General features: G+C 69.2%; 16 protein-coding genes. 14 read left to right on the top strand and 2 right to left on the bottom strand.

The features are described from left to right. The 14 genes from F4Y45_17205 to pnp all read left to right on the top strand — a co-directional run. Positions 1 to 492, top strand: a 492-nt coding sequence (locus F4Y45_17205; GenBank protein MXY26243.1) for a class IV adenylate cyclase, incomplete at its 5' end; no start/stop codon positions are given. 14 nt (positions 493 to 506) lie between these two features. Further along, entirely contained in the window at positions 507 to 1,499 is a 993-nt protein-coding gene (locus F4Y45_17210) for an NTP transferase domain-containing protein (protein ID MXY26244.1), read from the top strand. Further along, the gene (locus tag F4Y45_17215) at positions 1,492 to 2,538 is read left to right on the top strand and encodes a phosphotransferase (protein MXY26245.1); all 1,047 of its coding nucleotides are present in this window, start codon (positions 1,492 to 1,494) and stop codon (positions 2,536 to 2,538) included. The genes F4Y45_17210 and F4Y45_17215 overlap by 8 nt, the downstream gene beginning before the upstream one ends. Positions 2,539 to 2,609: 71 nt before the next feature. Beyond that, complete coding sequence (locus F4Y45_17220) at positions 2,610 to 2,879, top strand: type II toxin-antitoxin system prevent-host-death family antitoxin (protein MXY26246.1); 270 nt, start codon at positions 2,610 to 2,612, stop codon at positions 2,877 to 2,879. Beyond that, positions 2,876 to 3,274 (top strand): type II toxin-antitoxin system VapC family toxin, encoded by a 399-nt coding sequence (locus tag F4Y45_17225; protein ID MXY26247.1) that lies wholly within the window; start codon positions 2,876 to 2,878, stop codon positions 3,272 to 3,274. The genes F4Y45_17220 and F4Y45_17225 overlap by 4 nt, the downstream gene beginning before the upstream one ends. 64 nt (positions 3,275 to 3,338) lie before the next feature. Continuing rightward, positions 3,339 to 4,640 carry an asparagine--tRNA ligase gene (gene asnS, locus F4Y45_17230; GenBank protein ID MXY26248.1) on the top strand — a complete coding sequence of 434 codons (1,302 nt, stop codon included), beginning with the start codon at positions 3,339 to 3,341 and terminating at the stop codon, positions 4,638 to 4,640. A 238-nt stretch (positions 4,641 to 4,878) separates the two neighbouring features. Next, on the top strand, positions 4,879 to 5,466 hold the full coding sequence (locus F4Y45_17235; GenBank protein ID MXY26249.1) for a ribosome maturation factor RimP: 588 nt from the start codon (positions 4,879 to 4,881) through the stop codon (positions 5,464 to 5,466). Positions 5,467 to 5,479: 13 nt separating this feature from the next. Continuing rightward, positions 5,480 to 6,784, top strand: a complete 1,305-nt coding sequence (nusA, locus tag F4Y45_17240) for a transcription termination/antitermination protein NusA (GenBank protein MXY26250.1) — start codon at positions 5,480 to 5,482, stop codon at positions 6,782 to 6,784. A 30-nt stretch (positions 6,785 to 6,814) separates the two neighbouring features. Further along, the gene (infB, locus tag F4Y45_17245; protein MXY26251.1) at positions 6,815 to 9,751 is read left to right on the top strand and encodes a translation initiation factor IF-2; all 2,937 of its coding nucleotides are present in this window, start codon (positions 6,815 to 6,817) and stop codon (positions 9,749 to 9,751) included. After that, positions 9,715 to 10,146, top strand: coding sequence for a 30S ribosome-binding factor RbfA (gene rbfA, locus F4Y45_17250; protein MXY26252.1), 432 nt, complete (start codon positions 9,715 to 9,717; stop codon positions 10,144 to 10,146). The genes infB and rbfA overlap by 37 nt, the downstream gene beginning before the upstream one ends. After that, positions 10,136 to 11,125, top strand: a complete 990-nt coding sequence (locus F4Y45_17255; protein MXY26253.1) for a bifunctional oligoribonuclease/PAP phosphatase NrnA — start codon at positions 10,136 to 10,138, stop codon at positions 11,123 to 11,125. Before rbfA ends, F4Y45_17255 begins: the two co-directional genes overlap by 11 nt. Beyond that, the gene (truB, locus tag F4Y45_17260; GenBank protein ID MXY26254.1) at positions 11,122 to 12,075 is read left to right on the top strand and encodes a tRNA pseudouridine(55) synthase TruB; all 954 of its coding nucleotides are present in this window, start codon (positions 11,122 to 11,124) and stop codon (positions 12,073 to 12,075) included. Before F4Y45_17255 ends, truB begins: the two co-directional genes overlap by 4 nt. A gap of 67 nt (positions 12,076 to 12,142) precedes the next feature. Next, a complete protein-coding gene (rpsO, locus tag F4Y45_17265) occupies positions 12,143 to 12,412 on the top strand; it encodes a 30S ribosomal protein S15 (GenBank protein ID MXY26255.1) in 270 nt (89 codons plus the stop codon). A 146-nt stretch (positions 12,413 to 12,558) separates the two neighbouring features. Next, the gene (gene pnp / locus F4Y45_17270) at positions 12,559 to 14,802 is read left to right on the top strand and encodes a polyribonucleotide nucleotidyltransferase (GenBank protein MXY26256.1); all 2,244 of its coding nucleotides are present in this window, start codon (positions 12,559 to 12,561) and stop codon (positions 14,800 to 14,802) included. A 3-nt stretch (positions 14,803 to 14,805) separates the two neighbouring features. Here pnp and F4Y45_17275 read toward each other — a convergent pair whose 3' ends face one another. Both F4Y45_17275 and smc read right to left on the bottom strand, forming a co-directional pair. After that, entirely contained in the window at positions 14,806 to 15,948 is a 1,143-nt protein-coding gene (locus F4Y45_17275) for a M48 family metalloprotease (protein ID MXY26257.1), read from the bottom strand. A gap of 3 nt (positions 15,949 to 15,951) precedes the next feature. After that, positions 15,952 to 19,809, bottom strand: coding sequence for a chromosome segregation protein SMC (gene smc, locus F4Y45_17280; protein ID MXY26258.1), 3,858 nt, complete (start codon positions 19,807 to 19,809; stop codon positions 15,952 to 15,954). Positions 19,810 to 19,825: the final 16 nt, after the last annotated feature.

Here is a 19,825-nt window from a genome sequence, read left to right on the forward strand (position 1 = left end):
CCCCCCGCCCCCCCCCCCCCGGCCCCCCCCCGCCGCCCCCCGCCCCCCCCCCCCGGGCGGGCCCCCCCCCCGCCGCCCCCGGGGGGGGGGGGGGACGGCGGCGGTGAGACGGGCGGCCGCGCCGCCGCAACGGCGGCGGTCACCTTCAAGGGGCCGCCGCAACCGGATGTCATGAAGGTGCGCGAGGAGCGGGAAACCGCGGTCGCCGACGGGGAGGAGATGCTGGCGGTCCTGGAAGCGGCAGGCTTCGAGGTGATCTGGCGCTACCAGAAGTACCGCCAGGAGTTCGATTGTGGCAGCGCCGTTGTCGCGATCGACGAGACGCCCGCCGGCGTCTACGTGGAGCTCGAAGGCGACGAGGCGAGCGTCACGGCGCTGGCCCTCGCGTTGGGGCGGGACACGGAGGACTACATCAACGCCTCCTACCGCGGCCTCTGGGAAGACTATTGCGGCGCGCGCGGCCGTCCGGTCGACGACATGGTGTTCGACTGACGTCCTCGGCAGCAATGGCCTCCCCTCCCGCTCTCCCGCCCGCTCTCGTCCTGACCGCCGGGCTCGGGACGCGGCTGCAGCCCCTTACTTCCGTCCGTGCGAAGCCGGCCGCGCCGGTCGCCGGGCGGGCGATCGTCCTGCGCATACTGGACGGACTCGCCCGCGCAGGGGTCACCGACGCGGTGCTCAATCTGCATCACCGGCCCGAGACGATCACCGGCGCCGTCGGTTGCGGCGAAGCGTCCGGAATCCGCGTCCGGTATTCCTGGGAGCCACGGATTCTGGGGTCCGCGGGCGGGCCCCGGCAGGCGCTGCCGCTGCTCGGCCCCCGGCTCCTCATCGTCAACGGCGACACGCTGGCCGACCTCGCGGCCGAGGCGCTTGCCGGTCTGGTCGCCGCGCACGCCCGATCGGGCGCCGCCGTAACGCTGGCGGTGATGCCGCATCCCGATCCGGCGCGCTACGGCGGCGTGGTCTCGGACCACGACGACCGCGCCCTCGCCTTCAGCCGGGCCGGTGGTCCGCCGTCGGACCATTTCATCGGCGTCCAGGTGGCCGAGGCCTCGGTATTCGCCGACCTGCCGGCGGGGGTGCCGGCCGCGACAATCGGCGAGGTGTATGACCGGATGCTGTTGAACGGCGGCGGCCGCCCGACCGGCGCCATCCGGACGCACCGGGTGGAGGGGCGGTTTTTCGACGTCGGCACGCCGGCCGACTACCTCGCGGCGTCGCTCGCGCTCGCGCTCGCACTGGACGAACCCGCCGTCGCAGGCGCCGGATCTGTTGTCGATTCGTCGGCATCCTTGACGCGCTGCGCCATCTGGGACCGCGTCACGATCGGCCCGGGATGCCGGCTGCACGAGTGCATCGTCGCCGACGACGTGTCGCTGCCGGACGGCGCCAATCTCGCGCGCCGCGTCGTGGTGACCTCGGCGGCGGCCCGTGCGTCCGGAAGGCACGACGGACAACCCATCGGCGACGCGGTTGCCTTCCCGATCGATGCCTGAGACGACGTCAGCGGGACCCGGCGCTCCGCCCGCCTGGGCCGATGTGGAAGCGCGGGCGCGAACCTGGATCGCCCGCGCCGGCCTGCCGGCCGCCACAACGGTGACTCGACTCGCGGGGGACGCCTCCGACCGGTGCTTCGTCCGCATCGCGCCACCCGATGGGACGACGCGCATCCTGGTGGTCCACGCCGGGCCCATCCGCCCCGCCGAGCTGCCGCTCGTGACCGTCGCGGCGCTGTTGCGTGAGGTGCCGGTTCCGGTCCCGGACACGCTGGGAGCCGACGCCGAACTGGGCATCGTCGTTCTCGAGGACCTCGGCGATGCGACGCTCGAAGCGGCGCTCGCCGCGGCGTCGTCCGACAGGCGTGACGCGTGGTACCGGGATGCGGTCGATCTCGTCGTGGCGCTGCAACAGGGAGGGCCGCGGATTCGCCGGCCCGACGCGCTTCCTTTCCGTCTGGCCTTCGATATCGAGAAGCTCACCTGGGAGCTGCAGTTCTTCCGGGAGCACTACCTCGACGGGTACCGGCGGCTCGCGCTGGCGCCGGCGCTGCGTGACGCGCTCGCCGGGGAATTCCGGACGCTCGCGGAACAGATGGCGGCCGAGCCGCGGGTCCTCTGCCACCGCGACTTTCACAGCCGCAACCTGATGCTCCACGCGGACCGCCTCTACGTGATCGACTTCCAGGATGCGCGCATGGGGCCCGACACCTACGACCTGGTTTCACTCCTGCGCGACGCGTACGTGGAGCTCGACGGCGCGGTGATCGATCGCTGTCTGGATCACTACCGGCAGTCGATGGGCGTGACCGACGGCGCCGCGCTGCGCCGGCGCTTCATCCGGACCACCGTGCAGCGCAGCCTCAAGGCGCTCGGCACGTTCGGCTACCAGATAACCGTCCGCCACAACGACCGATACGCCGGCGCCGCCCATCGCGCACTCCACTACGCACGGGGAGCACTGGAACTCGATCCCGACCGGCAACGCCTTCGTGACCTGCTCGTGCCGCTCCTCGACGGGGACGCCGGGGTCGCCTGATTTGACCATGGTCATGACCATGGTTACAATGGGACCGCGGCAACGGAACGGGAGCCGAACGGTTCAAGACCATGTCTGACGCCAAGACGGTCGGCACGCAAACGATCAAGGCATCCGAATTCAAGGCCCGGTGCCTGAAGCTGATGGACGAGGTGGCGGCTTCCGGCCAGGAGATCGTCATCTCCAAGAACGGTCGGCCGGTGGCGCGACTGGCGCCCTACCGCACAAGACCGAGGAGTTTGTTCGGCATCGACAAGGGGAAGATCGCGATTCTTGGCGACATCATCGAGCCGCTGGATGTCGAGTGGGAGGCCGTCACTTACGGGGATGCTGACGGATGATTCTCCTCGATACGCATGTCATGCTGTGGATGCGGGTCGGTGAACGACGGTTGGGGCCCATTGCCCGGCGCGCGATCGATCGGGCCTGGAAGAACGGCGAACTTGCCGTCTCCGCGATCTCGTTCTGGGAAGTAGCGTTGCTTCGGGAAAGGGGCAGAATCCGACTCCCTGGAGACGTCGGTCCGTGGCGCCGGGAACAACTGCAACAGGGAATGATCGAAATCCCGGTGGATGGAGAACTCGGCATCCGCGCCGTCAGTCTGCCCGATTTCCATGCCGACCCGGCCGACCGCCTGATTGTGGCTACGGCGCTGGATGGCCACCGGCTGGTGACCGCCGACGAGCGCATCCTCGGCTGGTCCGGACGTCTCGACCGCCTGGCGGCAACCGAATGAGGAGCCGCGTTCTGCGGGCGTGCGGCGACCTCGGCTCCGAGTACACTGAGTTCACCCGACACCCATGAGCGCCACCACTACCACCATCGCCTGCATCGCCGATCACGTCAGCGACACGGTGACCCTGCGAGGCTGGCTGCAGAGCCGCCGGTCGAGCGGCAGAATCCACTTCCTCACCGTGCGCGACGGCACCGGTCTGGTGCAGGCGGTGATGTCGAAGCGGGCGGTCGGCGACGAGACCTTCCAGCAGGCGGACCACCTGGGGCAGGAAACGTCGATCGTCGTGACCGGTGTCGTGCGGAAGGACGACCGTGCCCCCGGCGGCTACGAGCTCGACGTCACGGGGCTCGACGTCGTCGGCCGGTCGTCCGACTATCCCATTACACCGAAGGAGCACGGCGTCGACTACCTGCTCGACCGGCGGCATCTCTGGATCCGGAGCCGGCGGCAGGCGGCAATCCTCCGAGTGCGGCACGAAGTGATCGACGCGATTCGCGACTATCTCAACACCCAGGGCTTCGTGCTGACGGACACGCCGATCTTCACCCCCGCCGCGTGCGAAGGGACGACGACGCTCTTCCCCGTGCAGTACTTCGAGGATCGGACCGCGTACCTGACGCAGAGCGGCCAGCTCTACGTCGAGGCAACGGCGATGGCGCTCGGCAAGGTGTACTGCTTCGGTCCGACCTTCCGCGCCGAGAAATCGAAGACCCGGCGGCACCTGACGGAGTTCTGGATGGTGGAGCCGGAGATGGCCTACGCCACGCTGGACGACGCCACGGACCTGGCCGAGGCGCTGGTGGCGGCGGTGGTGGCGCGGGTGCTCGACCAGCGCCGCGCGGAACTTGACATCCTCGAACGCGACACCGCAGCGCTCGAACGCGTCCGCACGCCATTCCCCCGCATCTCGTACGACGAGGCGGTCGCCATTCTGAAGGGACGCGGACTCCCGTTCGAGTGGGGAGGCGACTTCGGCGGACCGGACGAAACGGCGCTTGCCGAGCACTTCGATCAGCCCGTCGCCATCCAGCGGTTCCCGAGCGCAATCAAGGCGTTCTACATGAAGCCCGATCCCGGCCGCCCGGAGCTCTCTCTCTCCGTTGACCTGCTCGCGCCGGAGGGCTACGGCGAAATCGTCGGCGGCGGCGAGCGCCTCGACGATCTCGACCTGCTGCTCGAGCGCATCCGCGCGCACGATCTGCCCCAAGAGTCGTTCGAGTGGTACCTCGACCTGCGCCGTTACGGCACCGTCCCGCACGCCGGCTTCGGCATGGGGATTGAACGGATGGTCGCCTGGATCTGCGGGATCGAGCACGTCCGGGAGACAATTCCGTTCCCGCGGATGCTCTACCGGCTGACTCCGTAGCAGCCGGTGCTGAGAACCCCGCCGCGGCCTGCCAGGAGTCCGTTTTTCGCGGCTTGGAACGGCGCGAACTGACCCCGCGTACGGGCGCCCGCGCCGGTTGCAGCCCCGCTTTGGAGCGTGCTATAGTCACTGATTGTACGCAGCGAAGTCCCTCCAAGAAGTGGGCGTTTCGCCCACTTCTTTTCGTTTGGGGAGCTTTGCACGGAGGTAACAGCGGTTCGGGAGACGAAGCACGGCGATGACCCGCGAGGATCGGGTGGCGCGCGTGCGGACGGTGGCGGCGAGAATCGCCCGGGACTTCGGGCTGGAGTTGTTCGATGTCCAGTTCCGGCGTGAGGCAATCGGCTGGGTGCTGCGGATCATGATTGATCGGGTGCCACAGGAGGCAGGCGAGACAGCCGACGCCCCGAAACGGGCAGGAGGCGGAGCGACGGACAGCGCGGCGGAAGGTGTGACCGTGGACGATTGCCAGCGCGTGAGCCGCGACCTGAGCGTTGTGCTCGATGCGGAGTTCACGTTCGATCAGGCGTACACGCTGGAGGTGTCGTCGCCGGGTCTGGATCGCCCGTTACGGCACGTGGCCGACTGCCGGCGGTTTCGGGGCCGGCTGGCGCGGTTCGTGACATCGGAGTCGGTGCAGGGTCAGCGGTTCGTTCTGGGCCGAATCGCTGGCATCGAAACGGTTGACAATGCCGCAACGGAGGATGGAACGGGAGACGGAGACGCGCCTGGGCCGGAGCCTCGCGTGGTAGTAAGCGCCGGCAGGCGAACCTACCGAATTCCGTGGTCGCTCGTGACGCGTGCCCGGCTGGAAGTGGACGTGTAACGGGAACCGCACGATGAGCACATTGAACCGGCAGATGATCGAGGCGGCCGCGAAGGAGAAAGGGGTCGAACCCGACGTGATCATCGCGGCCATCGAGGACGCCCTGCTTACCGCGTCGCGCCGCCACTTCGACGAGAACCAGGTCTTGCGCACCCGGTTCAACCCGGAGACGGGGGTGGTCGAGCTCTTCTCCGTGCGCCGCATCGTCGACACCGTCGAAGACGCCGTGAACGAGATCTCGCTTGCCGAGGCGCAGGATCTGTACGGCGAGGAAGCGGAAGTCGACATGGAGATCGAGTTCCCGGAACCGACCGACGTCCTCGGGCGCATTGCCGCGTCGACGGCCAAGCAGGTGCTGACGCAGAAGGTACGGGACGCTGAGCGGGACAACATCTACGACGAGTACCACGACCAGGTGGGGGAAGTGATCGGCGGCGTCGTCAAGCGGTTCGAGAACGGCGACATCGTCGTCGAGGCGGGAAGGCTGGAGGCGCTGCTTCCGCGCAGAGAGCAGTCACGCGCGGAGAACTACAGCGTCGGCGACCGAATCCGCGCTGTCATTCGCGAGGTGAACAAGAACGCGAAGGGGCCGCAGGTCATTCTGTCGCGGACCGATCCGGCCCTGCTCGTGCAGTTGTTCCGGCAGGAAGTGCCGGAGATCTACGACGGCATCGTCAACATCATGGGCGCCGTCCGCGAGGCGGGCGAGCGGGCGAAGGTGGCGGTCCACACGACGGAACGGGACATCGACGCGGTCGGCGCGTGCGTCGGCATGAAGGGAACGCGGGTGCAGGGAATCATCCGCGAACTGCGTGGCGAGAAGATCGACATCGTCGAATGGTCGGACGACCCCGCCACGTTCGTCACCAACGCCCTCAGTCCGGCGCGGACCCAGCGCGTGAGCGTGGTCGCGGGCGCGGACCCGGCCATCGAAGTGCTGGTGGACGAGAGCCAGACCTCGCTCGCGATTGGCCGGAAGGGACAGAACGTCCGGCTCGCCGCCCGGCTGACCGGTTGGCGCATCGATATCAAGAGCGAGAGTCAGAAGCGGCAGGAAGTGGAAGCGCGATTCGATGATCTCGAGGAGGGTGAGGCGGCGCTCACGCTTCCGGGGTTGACCGAGGCCCAGTTGATCGCGTTGAGCGAAGCGGGGCTGGACACCGCCGAGCGCCTGCTGGAGGTCGAAATCTCCACCCTGGCTGACGTGGCGGGCGTGGACAACGCGACGGCGACCGCGCTCCGGACCGCCGTGCGGGAGCAGGTTGACGCCGCGGAGCGGGCGGCGGCGGAAGCCGTAGGTGATAGCGGAGCCGAGTAGAGAACCACGACAGCGAACTGATATCCGGAAATCTCCATGATTCGACTCTTCCTCATCGCGCGGGAACTGGGCATCGAGACCCAGGAAGTGGTCGAGTTGCTCCGCGAGCTCGGCATCGAGGCGAAGAGCGCATCGAGCACGGTGGAAGAGATCGTCGCTACGCAGTTCTGCAAGCGCATCGCCAGAGAACGGAACGTCGCCCTGCCGGACGGCCCGCTCTTTCAACAGAAGCCGGCGACGAAAGGCAGGAAGGGGGCCAAAGGCAAGGCGGAGCCGGCGCCCGCCCCGAGACCTGCCCTCGGCAAGCCGCGGCTGGTCAAGGTACCCAAGCCCAAGCCGGTTGAGGAAGAGACGCCAGCCGAGGATGTAGCCGCAGCCCAACCGTCGGAAGCGGCCTCGACGGCGCCCGCGGAGGCAGAGGCTCCGCCTGCCGTAGCGCCGAAGAAAACCCCTCCGAAGAAGCACTTCGCGGCCGGTGGACGCCTGCGGCTGCAGGTGGAAACCGACGCTGAGCCGACTCCGGTCCGGCCCGAGAAGATCGTCCCCGCCGCCACGGCTCCGGAACCCGCACCGGCGACCGAGGCGGACGGGCAACCGGCGCCGCCGGCCGCAGCCGCCGCGCCGCCCGCAACCGCTACGCCGCCCGCCGCCGCTCCACCGGCCGGTGCGCCACCTGCCGCCGCGGCGAGCACACCAGCCTCCGAGGCTCCCGTCGCCGCGTCGCCGGCCTCCGAGGCCGCAACGCCAGCCGCCGCGGCGAGTCCACCGGAGGCCGTTCCGGCGGTTTCCGAACCCCCTGCGGCCCCGCCGGCGGCGGTCGCGCCACCGGCGATCGCGCCACCGGCTGCCGCCGCTGCCGCATCGGCGGCCCCGGCGGCTCGCGTGGCGGCCGGAAGAGCACCGCTCGCGCAGCCGGCCCGCCCCACCGGCCGCGCCGTACCCCCGAAGCTCCGCCTGCGGGTGGAGGAACCGAGACGGGTCGCGCGACCCCCGGTGCAGCCGAGCGCCGCCCCGGCCGGGACGGCGCGCACGATTCCGGCCCAGCCGGTCAGGCCGCCGGCAGTTCGACCTCTGCCGCCCCGGCCGGCGGTCGGCGGTTATCGTCCGCCACCCCGGCCGCATCATCGTCCGGGCGGACGCCGCTCGCAGTACCGGCGTGCGCGCGCCGCCTCGACGCCGGCCGCGCCGGCGCCGCCGCCCCCCGTCACCCGCACCATCACCGTCACCGAGGGCATGACGGTGAAGGACCTGGCCGAGCGCCTGGAGGTGACACCCAAGGACATCCTCAAGAAGCTGATCGAGCGGCGCGTGATGATGACCATCAACACGACGCTCGACGAGGAAACGGCGACGACGATCGCTCGCGAGTTCGGGGCGGACGTCACGATGCGCACCTTCGAGGAAGAGATGGGTGTGATCGAAGCCGAGGAGGCGAACCCGGAGGATCTGGTGACCCGCGCACCGGTCGTCACCGTCATGGGACACGTCGACCACGGCAAGACGACGCTGCTCGACGCCATCCGGGAAACGAAGGTGGCGGAAGGGGAAGCGGGCGGCATCACGCAGCACATCGGCGCCTACGCGGTCGAGATCAACAAGCGGCGCATCGTCTTCCTCGATACGCCGGGTCACGAGGCGTTTACGCTGATGCGGGCACGCGGCGCGCAGGTGACCGACATCGTCGTTCTGGTCGTGGCGGCTGACGACGGCGTGATGCCGCAGACCCAGGAGGCGATCGATCACGCGAGAGCCGCCGAGGTGCCGATCATCGTCGCCATCAACAAGATCGACAAGTCGGACGCCAACCCGGACCGCGTCAAGCAGGAGCTGGCGGAGCGTGACCTGGCGCCGGAGGACTGGGGCGGGACCACGGTGACCGTCCCGGTATCCGCGAAGAAGAAACAGAACCTGGATGGCCTGCTCGAGATGATCCTGCTCGTGACCGAGCTGGAGGAGACCAAGGCGAACCCGAAGCGGACCGCCACCGGCACCGTGCTGGAGGCGAAGGTGGACCGGGGCCGTGGTCCGGTCGCCACCGTTCTGGTCCAGGACGGCACGCTCAGCGTCGGCGACAACTTCATCGCCGGCATCGTCGTCGGCAAGGTGCGCGCGCTGCATGACGATCTGGGCCAGACGACCCGTGAGGTCGGGCCTTCCAGCCCGGTGGAGGTGCTGGGGCTGACGGCGCTCCCGCAGCCGGGCGACGCGTTCCAGGCGGTCGCCGACGCGGCCAAGGCACGGCAGATCGCGCTCCTCCGCCAGACGCACGCCAAGGAAAAGGCGCTCGGCGGACGGGGCCAGCGGCTGACGCTCGAGTCGTTGCAGCAACAGCTCGAAGCGGGCACCGCCAAGGAGCTCCCCATCGTCATCAAGGCCGACGTGCAGGGGTCGGCCGAAGTGCTGGCCGACTCGCTCGGCAAGCTCGGCGACGAACGAGTGAAGACGCGCGTCATCCACACCGGCGTCGGGGCGATCAGCGAGTCGGACGTCCTGCTCGCCTCCACATCGAACGCCGTCATCGTCGGCTTCAATGTCCGGCCGGACCGGAACGCGACCACGGCGGTGGAACGCGAAGGGGTCGACCTGCGGCTCCACTCCGTCATCTACGACGTGACGGACGAGTTGAAGAAGGCGCTGGCCGGCATGCTGGAGCCGACAACCAAGGAAACCCAGCTCGGCGCCGCGGAAGTGCGGCAGACCTTCAAGGTTCCCAAGTTCGGCACCGCGGCAGGCTGCCTGGTAACGGACGGCATGATCACGCGGTCGGGCGATGCCCAGGCCCGGCTGGTCCGGGACGGCGTGGTCGTGTACGAGGGCAGGATCGGATCCCTGCGGCGATTCAAGGACGACGTCAACGAGGTCAAGAACGGCCTCGAGTGCGGCATCGCGTTCGAGAAGTACGCTGACGTGAAGGTGGGCGACGTAATCGAATCGTTCACCGTCGAGAAGGTGGCCGCCACCGTCTGACCGTGGCGCACGGTACGCGGACGCTGCGCGTCGCCGAGCGCGTGCGAGAGGAACTGAGCACGCTGCTCACCCGATCCGTCCGCGACCCCGGCGTGGCGGGCGTCATCATCACCCTGGTCCGCATGACTCCCGACCTGCAGATCGCCCGTGTGTATTACACGGTCGCGGACAGCGCCGACCGCCGCGACGTCGCACGCGGGCTCAGGCGGGCGCGACCGTTTCTCCGCCGTGCGGTGAGTGAACGGCTGCAACTCCGCCGCGCGCCCGACCTGCAGTTCCTGCACGACAACTCGGCGGAACAGCAGGACCGGATTGCGCGCATCTTCGACGATCTGGAGCGCGAGCGCGACGCGGCTCCATCCGACACCGGCGACGACAAGACCGATGGCTCCTGATCCGCTGACGCAGATGGTCGATGCCGTCCGGGCGGGCCGGCGCTTCGTGCTCTCGTCGCACGCCCGGCCCGACGGCGATTCCATTGGCTCGCAGCTCGCGCTGGCGCATGCCCTCGACACGCTCGGCAAGACGGTCCGGATCGTCAACCACGACCCGCCTCCGGCGTATCTCGCGACCCTGCCGGGGGCCGACCGGATCGAGGTGACCGACGCGCTGCCGGAACCGTCGGGCCGATTCGACGCCGCCGTGATCCTCGAGTGCGGAACGCTCGATCGGACCGAGGTGGCCGGATTGGGTCGGCAGCCCGTGCTGAACATCGATCACCACGTCGGCAACACGGGTTACGGCGCCGTGAACTGGTTCGACCCGAGCGCCGCCGCCTGCGCCGAACTGGTGCATGACCTGATCGCCAGGCTCGAGGTCGGGTTGACGCCTCCGATTGGCGCCGCCCTCTACACCGGCATCCTGACCGATACGGGCGGCTTCCGCCATGGGAACATGACGGCCCGGACGTTCGACATCTGCCGGCGGGTTGCCGCGTGCGGAGTCGATGTCGCGCGGGTCGCGGCGGAGGTGTACCAGAGCAGCACGCTCGGCAAGGTTCGCCTGACCGGACGCCTGCTCGACACGATGCGCCTGGAGGGCGATGGCCGCTTGGCCCTGCTGGTCCTGGACGACGCGTTGATCCGCGAGACCGGCTGTCCACCCGACGACCTGGACGGGGTGATCAACATGCCGCTCGCGGCGCGGGCTATCCAGGCCGTGATCATGGTCAAGACGCTCGACGGGGTCACCCGCCTCAGTTTCCGTTCGAAGGGACCGGTCGATGTCCGGTCCGTTGCCGCGGCGTTCGGCGGCGGCGGACACCGGAACGCGGCCGGCTGCACGCTGGAGGCCCCGGCCATCGAGACGCCGATTGCCGTCGCGCGCACAGTCGCGGCCATCGACGCGGCCGCCACGACCGGATCGGACGCATGACCGGCCCGCAGGGCCAGGCGCTCGACGGCGTCCTGGTAATCGACAAGCCGACGGGGTTGACGTCGCACGATGTCGTCGCGCGCGTCCGCCGCGCCGCCCGCATCCGGCGCGTCGGGCATCTCGGCACCCTGGACCCGATGGCGACGGGCGTGTTGCCGCTGGTCGTCGGCAAGGCGACGCGGCTCGCCTCTCTCCTTTCGCCGGGACGCAAGACCTACGACGGGTTGATACGGCTGGGTGTCGCAACCGACACCTACGACATGACCGGCGCCGTCACCGACGACCGTCGCGAAGGGATGGCGGCAGGCGATCCTCCGCCTCCCTCGGAGGACGCCGTCGCCCGCGCCGCCGAGGCGTTCAACGGCACGTTTCTGCAGTGTCCGCCGCCCTATTCGGCGAAGCGGATCAAGGGCGTGCGCGCCTACCGGCTCGCCCGGCGGAACCGGCCCGTCGCGCCCGATCCGGTCGAAGTGACGGTCCACGCGCTCGACATCCTCGCCGTGACGCCGACGCAGGTCCGGTGCCGGGTCACCTGCGATCCCGGTTTCTACATGCGGGCGCTCGCCCATGATCTGGGCGCCGCGCTCGGCTGCGGCGCCTGCCTGGAGGCCCTCCGGCGCGAGCGCAACGGAACGTTCGACCTGGACAACGCGATACCCCTGGATCAACTCGATCGGCCGGATGCGGACGTCGCCGGGCGGCTGATCCCCATCGGGGACCTGTTGCCGGAGGCGCCGCGCCTGACCCTGACTCCGCACGGAGTAACCCGGGCCCGGCACGGCAATGATCTGACGGCGGCCGATGTCGTCTCGTCCGATCGGGCCTGGACCGACACTCCGCTGCCCGAGGGGAAGGCGCTGGCGCGGCTGTATGACGCGGACGGGAGGTTCCTGGCGATCGCGCGGAGCGACGCGGCACGCATTTTGCACCCGACGATCGTTGTAGTGTAGGATCCGCTGATCGAACAGAGGACAAAAACCAGAGAGACGGACCACAGAGCGAGGAAGTCGAAACGACGTGGCGCTGGCGAAGGATCGGAAGACGGAGTTGATCGGCTCGTATCGGCTGCACGACAGTGACACCGGGTCTCCCCAGGTGCAGATTGCCATCTTGAGCGAGCGGATCGGCTACTTGACCGAGCACTTCAAGACACACGCGAAGGATCACCATTCGCGCCGCGGCCTGCTGCAGATGGTCGGCCGCCGCCGCCGCCTTCTCGACTATCTCAAGGGGAAGGATTCCGAGAGCTACTCCGCGCTGATCAAGCGCCTCGGCATCCGCAAGTAGGCAACCACCGGGTCTCGATCGAGACCGCTTCCCCGCCTGCGCTCCGCGATTCCGGGCGCGAATCGCCAGCCCGCCTCATCACCGAACTGACAACCCGCTCGAACCTGACGGCTGCGACCGTTTCAACAGACAGAGGAGCAGAGTACATGCATACGGCCCAAGTGAACGTCGGCCGATCCACACTGACCATCGAGACCGGCAAGCTGGCCAAACAGGCCGACGGCGCGGTCACCGTTCGTTTCGGCGACACCGTCGTCATCGTCACCGCCTGCGCCGCTCCGGGCGCGCGCGAGGGCATCGATTTTCTGCCGCTCACGGTCGACTACCGGGAGTATTCCTACGCATCCGGCCGGATCCCGGGCGGATTCTTCAAGCGCGAGGGGAAACCGACGGAAAAAGAGGTGCTGACCAGCCGCCTGATCGACCGCCCAATCCGCCCGCTCTTTCCCGAGGGGTGGAATCGGGAGACCCAGGTGGTGTCCCTCCTGCTGTCGGCGGACCCGGAGAACGACTCCGATGTCCTGGCTCTGACCGGCGCGTCGGCCGCACTCGCGATTTCGTCCATTCCGTTTGCCCACCCGATCGCCGCGGTTCGCGTCGGCCGCGCCGACGGCGAGTTCCTGATCAACCCGACGTTTCCGGAACGGGAAGCGAGCGAACTGGATCTGATCGTCGCCGGCAGCCGTGACGCCATCGTGATGGTGGAGGCTGGCGCCAGGGAAGTGAGCGAAGAGGTGATGCTGGGCGCGCTCGAGGCGGGCCACGCCGCCATCCGCCAGCTTGTCGCCGCCATCGAGGAGCTGGCGGCGGCCGCCGGCAAGCCGAAGACGACCGTCGAACCGCGCACGATCGACCCGTCGCTCGCGGCCGACGTGGAAGCGAAGGCGCTCGCGCCACTCGCCGAAGCGATGCGGATCACCGACAAGCTCGAAAGCTACGCCCAGGTGGATCGGGTGCAGGACGAGCTGCTCGCCGGCATGCCGGAAGACGACGCCCAGGCCCGCGCCGACGCGAAGACGCTGTTCAAGGGCCTGAAGGAAAAAGTGCTGCGCGAAGAGGTGCTCGAACAGGGCCATCGCCTCGACGGGCGCCGGTTCGATCAGGTGCGCGACATCTGGTCGGAAGTGGGAGTCCTGCCCCGGGTCCATGGGTCGGCGGTCTTCACGCGCGGTGAAACGCAGGCGCTCGTCTCCGCCACCCTCGGCACTTCCGACGATCAGCAGAAGATCGAGCAGGTGGATGGCGAGCGGTTCAAGCGCTTCATGCTCCACTACAACTTTCCTCCCTTCTCGGTCGGCGAGGTGAAGTTCCTGCGGGGGCCGGGCCGGCGCGAGATCGGCCATGGCCATCTGGCGGAGCGGAGCCTCACGCCGATGGTCCCGAGCGAGGAGGACTTTCCCTACACGATCCGGGTCGTCTCCGACATCCTGGAATCGAACGGCTCGTCGTCGATGGCGAGCGTCTGCGGTGGCGCGCTCGCCCTGATGGACGCGGGCGTGCCGCTGACCCGTCCCGTGGCGGGCATCGCCATGGGGCTCATCCTCGATGAGGCGAACAGCCGCCACGCGATCCTCTCGGACATCGCCGGCGCCGAGGACCACTACGGCGACATGGACTTCAAGGTAGCGGGTACGAGCGAGGGCATCACCGCCCTGCAGATGGACATCAAGGTGTCGGGGATTACGACCGCCATCATGCAGGAGGCGCTGCAGCAGGCGCGAGCCGGCCGGCTGCACATCCTCGAGCGGATGGAAGCGACGATAGCGGCGCCGCGTGAGTCGATCTCGACCCACGCGCCGCGGATCATCACGCTCCAGATCCCCGTCGACAAGATCCGGGACATCATCGGCCCGGGCGGGAAGACGATCCGCAGCATCACGGCGCGGACCGGCGTCAAGATCGACGTCGAGGACGATGGCACCGTCAACGTCGCCTCCTCCGACGAGGAAGCGGCGAAGCAGGCTATCGCGATTATCGAGGAGCTGACCGCGAGTCCGGAGGTGGACAAGACCTACCTGGGCAAGGTGCAGCGGATCACCGACTTCGGCGCATTCGTGGAGATCCTGCCTGGCATCGACGGTCTGCTGCACGTCTCGGAGATCGCCCACTACCGGGTGGAAGATGTCCGGAGCGAACTGAACGAGGGCGATCAGGTTCTCGTCAAGGTGATCAACGTCGACCCGACCGGCAAGGTTCGCCTGAGCCGCAAGGCTCTCCTTCCGGGCGGCCCGGAAGCCGACCAGGGGTCGTCCGACGGCCAGCCCGCGGAACAGCGGTCGGGCGACGGCCAGTCCCGCCCCGACCGCCGCGGCAACCGCCCCGACCGCGGGGGCCGGCGGCCGCGCCGCCGCCGGGATGACGGGGGCCGGGGCGAACCCGCGCGACGCTAGGCTTCAGTCTTCGGAAGGGCGCGCGGCAGCCATCCTTGCGCCAAGCGGGGGATGCGAATAGAACAGCCACTCCACGAGGCGCGACGGACGTTCTTCGGCAAGGTGCTGCGCGGCCAGGCGGCGGAGGCCGGACAGGAACGCGTCGCGGTTGCCGGTCATCCGAATCGCGTAGCGGTCGGCGCGCCGCTCGTGCCAGCGAGACAAGCCGCGGGTCAGCGGCGACGCGCCCACCAGGACCACCCCTACCATCAACGCCATCAACGGTAGCCCCGCCGGGTCGCCCAACCCCGGCAGGCCGACCGCGGCGCCGGGTCCCGCGAGCGCCAGATGGGCCGCCAGGCAGGCCGCGGTCACGACGACGGCATCCAGCGCGATCGACTGCAGGAGGTCACGGTGCGCGTGGTGCGCCAGTTCATGCGCCACGACCACTTCGATCTCCGCGTCGCTGTAGTCCTGGAGCAGCGTGTCGGACACCAGGATGCGCCGCGACGGGCCGACGCCCACGACGGCGGCGTTCGCCGTGTCGCTCCGGCCGCCGATCCGCCATTCACGGATGTCGATGCCGGGAGCGCCGGCTCGCGCCGCAAGCAACTCGAGGCGCTCCCGCAAGGGGACCCGTTGCAGCGGCGCGGTCTCGAACAACCAGCGGGCAAGCAGACGTGGCGCCAGCATCGCTCGCCCCACCGCCGCCAGCAGGAAACCGGCGCCTGCCAACCACCACCACTCGTCAGGACGGTACGCGATCAGCAGGAACACGGCGCCCGTGGCCACGGTCCACCAGACGATCCGGCGGGCCGAAGCATGCAGGAGATGCCCGCGCAGCCAGTCTCGTAACCGTTCGCGCGACAGGCCGTAGCGGTGCTCGAGCATGAACTCCACGCGCCAGGCAAACGGAAGCGCCGCCGCTTCCGCGGCGGCGCAGAGCAGGACCGCGGCCAGGGTCGCCGCGACCACCGTGGAGAGGGCCTCGGCCGCCGGCTCGGCGGCGAGCGACACCGGAAGGAGCTGCCTCAGTGCCGGTGCGAGGCCGCGCGGCGGAAACTCAAGCGCGATGGCTCCGAGCAACACACCGGTCCGGGCGGCCACCGCCAACGCGCGCGCGCGGCGCACCTGGCGTTGGTAGCGGGCGGCCTTGTTCTCATTCACGCGTCACGGGATCTTGACGGAGATCAGCTTCGATACGCCGGGCTCTTCCATCGTGACACCGTAGAGCCGGTCGGCGATCTCCATCGTCTTCCGGTTGTGCGTTACCAGAACGAACTGCGTCCGATCCAGCAACCCACGAAGCATCTCGACGAACCGACCGATGTTGGCGTCGTCGAGCGGCGCATCGATCTCGTCGAGCAGGCAGAAGGGACTGGGGCGGTACCGGAAGATGGCGAACATCAACGCCATCGCCGTGAGCGCCTTCTCGCCCCCCGACAGCAATTGGATACTCTGGAGCCGCTTCCCCGGAGGCTGGGCGATGATGTCGATGCCGCTCTCCAGCAGGTCGGTCTCGTCGAGCAGCACCAGCCCTGCCCGTCCCCCGCCAAACAACGTCTGGAAGGTCTCCTGAAAGTAGTCGTTGACGGCGGTAAACGCCTCCCGGAACCGCTCGCGCGTCGTGGCGTCGATACGCGCGATCGCAGCACCGGTGGCCTCTATGGAATCGAGCAGGTCCTGACGCTGCCCGGTCAGGAAAGCATGCCGTTCCTCCAGCTCGTCGAACTGGTCGATCGCCATCATGTTGACCGGGCCGAGACGATCGATCTTGTCGCGGAGCACATCGACCATTCGATCCGCGTCGATCGCGTCGGCCGGCGGGCTGGCCGCATCCGCGTCTGCACCGTCAGCCGCCAGGCCAGCCGCATCCGCGTCTGCACCGTCAGCCGCCGAGCCAGCGGCATCCGCGCCGGGCGCGGCGCCGGCAGGGACGTCTTCCTCACCACCGTCCGCGTCGTCGCCACTCTCGGAGGACGTCGGGACGGAGCGGAGAAGCGCACGATCCGGCTCGATCGGACCTTCGGCCTCCATTCGGACGACTTCGGCCACCACGTCTGGCAGCGCCGCCTGGAGCGCCTCCCGGCACGCTTCCGCGAGGTGCGACACATCGGCGTCCACCGTTGCACGCGCCACCTCCAGGCGGGAGACCGTGGCCCGCGCCGCATCGAGATCCGATCGCGCCTGCTTGACCTCCTCTTCGCAACTCGCAATCCTCGCATGCTGATCGTTCGTGCGCGCATCAAGGCGCACGATTTCCCGGCGCAGGTCGTCGAGCGCACGAACGTCGGCATCGCGCTCGTCCTTCGCCCGGCGCACACCCGCAAGCAACCGGCGCCGATCGTCGTGCGCCTGCACGTTCGCGGCCTTTCTCGCCTCGATCTGCTGGCGCAGATCCTGCAGTCGATCCTCCAGGCGGCGGACATCGGCGACCAGAGCCTCGGCCCGTTCGGCCAGTGCGGCATGTTCCGCCTTCTCGTCAGTCGCGCGCCCGGTGAGCGCGTCCATCGTCTCGCGCGCCTCGAGCAGGCCGGCCTGCGCCGCCATGAAGCGCTCGTCGGCCGACTGCTGCTCCGCCTGGAGCCGGCGGATTGACTCTCGCGCTTCCGATTCCTTCCCTTCCAGGCCGCTCCGTTCCTCCATCACGTGGCGGCGGTCGGTGTCGATGACCTGCTGCCTCGTCGCCAACTGCGCCTGCTCATCTTCGAGGCGCTCGACCTGCATCCTGCAGCCGACCATTTCCTTCTCGAGCGCATGCCGATCGTCCTGCGCTTCCGTCAGCGCCTCACTCAGCCGGACCGCGTCCGCTTCCGACGCCGTCAATTCCTCCGCGATCCGATCCAGCGCTGCCCCGGCAGTCCGCAACTGGCCGCGCAACTCCTTGATCTCCCGCCGCGCGGTCAACAGGTTGCTGGCGCCTGAAGGGCCGCCTCCCTCGAGCCGCTCGGCGCCCCGGGCGACGAAGCCATCCGGCGTGACGATCGGATCGCCGGTGCATGCCGCGGCCGTGGTGGCCTCTTCGAGCGACGCGGCAAGCCAACGGCGGGCGAGCAGGCGCCGCACCACCGGGGCGCCCGGACCCGTCACCGTCACGAGCTCCGTCAGCGGACGGAGGGACGAGTGCGGGGGCGCGGGCGAGGCCGCCTCATCGCACTCGGACGCCGGCCGCGCCGGTTCGTCAGCGTCGGCGGGTCCGGCGATGAGAAAGCCGCAACGGCCCGCCTGCCGCGACTCAGCCAGAGCGACACCCGCCAGCGCCGCCTCGCGCGACGGCACGATGACGAACTGCAGCAAGGCGGCCAGTGATGCCTCGACCGCACGCTCGTGGGCCTCGGCCACTTCCAGGTGATCCGCCACCGAACCGTGGTGCTCGATGTTCCCGTTCCCTGTCAGTACTGCGCGGGCGCCGTCGCCGTAGCCGGCCCGCGCCGCGTCGAGCTGCACCAGCGACTCCAGCCGCGCCCGCACCGCCGCGATCTCCCGCTCCCGCACGCGCTGGTCAGCGCTGGCTTTGTCGACGCGCCGGCGAGCCGAAGCGAGCGCCGTGTCCACCTCCAGGCAGCGGGCGCGCGCCGCATCGAGGCGTCCCTGCACCTCGGCAACGGTCGCGTCCGCCGCGGTCCGCTGCTCCGTCGCGCGCGCGGTCTGGCTGGCGATATCCGTCCCCTCGGCGTCCAGCCTGGCCAGCGCTTCGGCGATCCGCGTGTAGCCCGCGGACGCTTGATCCACAACGTTCTGGAGTACGGTGGCGGCGCTGCCGGCAGCGAACATCTCGCTGCGTGCGGCCTCCACGTCGCTCTCGTGCTTATCGATGGTCCGCTGGGTCTGGGCCAGTGCCTTCTCCGCGTCACGTAGCCGCTCCAGCGCCGCGTCGCGATCCGTCACTGCGCGCCCGCGTGCCTCGCGCTGCGTCAGCAGCTCTGTCTCGACCGGTCCGAGCCTCTCCTCCAGGGTGGCGAGCGCCGTCTTCCCATCGGCCAGCTCTGTCTCGAGTTCGGCCGCGCGCCGCCCATCGAACTCGATCTGATGCTGGCGCCGGTCGATGGCAAGCTCCCGCTGGTGCGCGGTCTCGCGAACCGTGGTCGCCGCCTGCTCCGCCTCGACCAGTTCGAGCCCCAGCTTCTCGCGCCGGTTCTCCCTCTCGGCGAGCCGGGCCTTGGCGGCCTCCACCTGAAGCGTCGCCTCCTCCAGGCGGCGCGACGCTTCATCGACGGCGCGCTGAAGCGTCCGGCTCCGCCGGGCGAACGAAACCTTTTGCCAGCGGCGCAATTCCTCGCGCAGCCGGCGATAGCGGCGCGCCTTCGCCGCCTGCCGCTTGAGTGTCACCCGCTGCTTCTCGACTTCGAAGACGATGTCGTCGACACGGGTCAGGTTCTGATGCGCCGCTTCCAGCTTCAACTCCGCCGAACGGCGGCGTGACTTGTACTTGGTAACGCCGGCCGCCTCTTCGAGAAGCTGTCGCCGCTCGGTAGGCCGCGCGCCCAGGATCTGGCCGATCCGCCCCTGCTCTATCACCGAATACGCCTTGACTCCGACTCCGGAGTCCATCAGCAGGTCCTGGACGTCGCGCAGCCGGCAGACGCGGCCATCGATGAGGTACTCACTCTCGCCGGAGCGGTACAGCCGGCGCCCCACTTCGACGTCGCGCGTGATGAACGGGCCTTCCTCTTCCTCGAAGTCGAGTTCGAAACCGGCCAGCGAGTGCCCGTTACCGGTCTTCCTGGGCGTCGGTGGGGTCGATCCTGCGGCGGCGAGGGCCGCGGTGACGTTGGCGAGCTGAATCCTCACCTCCGCGGCGGCGGTCGGACGACGCCCGTCGCTGCCGCTGAAAATGACGTCCTCCATCCGCTCACCCCGAAGACTGCGCGCGCTCTGCTCGCCCAGCACCCAGGTGATGGCGTCGATGACGTTGCTTTTTCCGCAGCCGTTGGGGCCGACGATGGCGGTTACACCGTCGTCAAAGATCAGCGCCGAGCGTTCGGGGAAACTCTTGAACCCGTCGATTTCGAGCTGGGCCAGACGCATCACGAGTGACGGAACG

This window comes from Acidobacteriota bacterium, assembly GCA_009838525.1.
Taxonomy (GTDB): domain Bacteria; phylum Acidobacteriota; class Vicinamibacteria; order Vicinamibacterales; family UBA8438; genus VXRJ01.